We start from the raw sequence: 3,162 nt of genomic DNA on the forward strand, positions 1-3,162 counted from the left end.
AGGAATACCATTTTTTACTGCACCTGGCAAAGCTTGTGCATCTTTGACGGTACTGCGTACGATCGTTTGTGGTAGCCTGCCCAAAAGTGCATTGAGCTGATTTTCGAGGGAGGCAATTTCCTGCTTTACGCCAAACTCCAGCGCCTGTGTGCTTAATAATTGCGCGGTAAATTGTTGTACAGCCAGCTCTGTGGCGCGTCCGCCGGCTTTTTGAATATGCACGGTGGCTACGGCAGTTTCCTGTAATTTGATATTGCGTTGAATAATGGCCAGTTCATTATCCATGGCCGTGAGCTCATAATACAAACCGGTTACCCCCGCCACTATTTGGGTCATCAGCAGCCGGCGTCCCTGTTCACTGCCAAGGAAACGGGCATAGGCGGCCTGCCGCTGACTTTTTAATTTACCCCAGAGATCTATTTCCCAGCTACTTCTCAAGCCTGCAAAGTACTCCGGTGTAGGGCCGGGGATCCGCTGGTCTTTGCTGATATTGGGTGAGAGATTGGTATCATAGTTACCTACGCCGTTCAGTGTATAGTCGGCATATTTATCCACGCCGGCAGACAATGCCACGTTGAGGGTAGGCAGCCAGGCATTTTTAGCCATCATCAGATTGGCCTGCGCGGTGGTGACCCGCTGCGCAGCGGATAACAAATCGAAGTTATTATGCAGGGCCGTATCAATGAGCGTACGCAAATACGGATCGTTGAATACCTGGGCAAAGTTATTCAGGGACAGCGTATCGCCGTTATTGCCGGAACTAACAGGGACGGTTATACGTTCTGGTAGTAATAGTTCTTTTTGTGTGCCGCAGGCCGCCATAATGGTGGCCAGACTGGCATATAATGTATATTGACAGATGCGTTTATTCATTGGTGTACACTTTAAGTTCAACAGATTTTTTGCGGATCATAGACGCAAACAGCACATATAATCCGGGAATGATCAGCACCCCGAAAATGGTTCCGATCAGCATACCTCCGGCAGCGGCAGTGCCAATAGAACGATTGCCCATAGCGCCTGCGCCGGAGGCGATACAAAGTGGTATCAATCCCGCGATGAAGGCGAAGGAGGTCATGAGAATAGGACGCAACCTGGATACCGCCCCTTCTTTGGCGGCGGCCAGCACGGTAGACCCATGTTTGTTTTTCAGGATCGCAAACTCTACAATGAGGATCGCATTTTTACCCAGCAAGCCTATCAGCATCACCAGGGCTACCTGTGCATATATATTGTTTTCGAGTCCCAGCAATTTAAGCGACAGGAAGGCACCGAAGATCCCTGCTGGTAGTGATAACAGCACCGGTAGCGGCAGCAGGAAACTTTCATATTGTGCTGCCAGCAACAGGTATACAAACACGAGTACGATCATGAAAATGTAGATGGCCTGGTTGCCGGAAAGAATTTGTTCTCTCGTCATGCCGCTCCACTCATAACTATAGCCTCTGGGTAGTTCTTTGGCAGCTACTTCCTGCACGGCTGCAATAGCCTGACTGCTACTGAAGCCTGGTTTGGCATCTCCATTGATCATGGCGGCCGTGTACATGTTATATCGGGTCAGTTGTTCCGGTCCGTATACGCGTTCCAGTTGCACAAAATCGGAGTAGGACACCATTTCGCCCCGATCGTTTTTAACGTGCAGGCGTAACAGGTCGTCTGGTTTGGTGCGATAGTGCGGATCTGCCTGCACCATCACTTTATACATTTGTCCGAAGCGGATAAAGTTGGAGGCATAGAAGCTACCCATTAATGTTTGCAGGTTGCTCATTGCATTTTCGATGCTCACGCCTTTTTTGGCGGCCATGGCCTGATCCACATGAATGAGGTATTGCGGAAATTCGGCATCGAAGCTGGTGAAGGCACTACCTATTTCCGGTCTTTTTTTCAGGGCTTCAATGAACTGGTTGGTGATTTGAGCGGTTTGCCGTAAGTCGCCGCTGCCGCTCTTATCCAGTAAGCGCAATTCAAAACCACTGGAATTTCCAAAGCCGGGAACAGTAGGAGGTGGGAAGAATTCAATGCTGGCATCTGCAATGCCGGCGGTCAACTTTTGCAGTTGTTCTATGATATCCTGGACGGAAGCTTTTCTTTGATCCCAGGATTTCAGGTTTACCATGCCCATGCCGTAGGAGGCACCTGCCACTTCATTCACCAGGCTATATCCTGCCAGCGTGGATACTGATTCTACTTCGCCGAGTTGCGCCGCAATGGCCTGTACTTTATCCAGCACTTCTTCTGTACGCTCTACGGTGGCACCGGGAGGTGTGGTGACGTTTACGTAGATCATGCCCTGATCTTCTGTGGGAATAAATCCGGAAGGCAGGATGGCACTGATGCCCCAGGTGGCGGCAAAAAAGAATATCAGCGCCGCGAGGGTGATAAGTCTTCTGCCGGCAATGAAGCTGATCAGTTTTGCATATTTGTTTTCGGTAGCATTGTACCCTTTATTGAAGCCGTTAAAGAAACGTTGTAACAGATTCTTTTTACGGGGTTTACCATGTGTATCCTTCAACATGATAGCACAGAGTGCAGGCGTTAACGTTACTGCGTTAATACCGGAAATAACAATGGAAATAGCCAGTGTGAGAGAGAACTGCCGGTAGAACACACCCACGGGACCTGATAAGAACGCCACTGGAATAAATACAGCCGACATTACCAATGTGATGGCTACCAGTGCGCCACTGATCTCTTTCATGGCTGCCAGCGTGGCTTCCATAGGAGGGAGGTGTTCCTCGTTCATTTTCACGTGTACGGCTTCTACCACTACAATGGCATTATCTACCACAATACCAATGGCCAGTACGAGGGCAAAGAGGGTGAGCAGGTTAATGGAAAAGCCCATCATCTGCATAAATGCCAGGGTGCCTATCAGCGCCACGGGCACGGCCAGCGCGGGGATGAGCGTGGAACGGAAATCCTGCAGGAAAATAAATACCACGATAAATACCAGCAGGAATGCTTCAAACAGGGTACGTACTACTTCGTGAATAGATGCATCGAGGAAGCGGGATACATCGTAGTTGAAGTTGAAAGTCATGCCGGGAGGGAAGGACGTGTTTTTCATCTCTTCCATCTTCGACTTCACATTGTTAATCACTTCGCGGGCATTGGAGCCGGGGCGTTGTTTGAGCATGATAGAAGCAGAGGGTTTGCCATCTG

Annotated in this window: 2 protein-coding genes; both read right to left on the reverse strand. The window is 49.6% G+C overall.

Annotated features, from left to right (window positions below; genetic code table 11):
- On the reverse strand, positions 1–873 hold an 873-nt coding region (locus VIP81_RS17780; protein ID WP_331963877.1), incomplete at its 3' end, for a TolC family protein.
- A partial coding sequence (locus VIP81_RS17785) for an efflux RND transporter permease subunit (RefSeq protein ID WP_331963880.1) occupies positions 866–3,162 on the reverse strand: 2,297 nt, incomplete at its 5' end. The genes VIP81_RS17780 and VIP81_RS17785, both read right to left, overlap by 8 nt.

The organism is Chitinophaga sp. (assembly GCF_036566945.1).
Taxonomy (GTDB): Bacteria; Bacteroidota; Bacteroidia; order Chitinophagales; family Chitinophagaceae; genus Chitinophaga.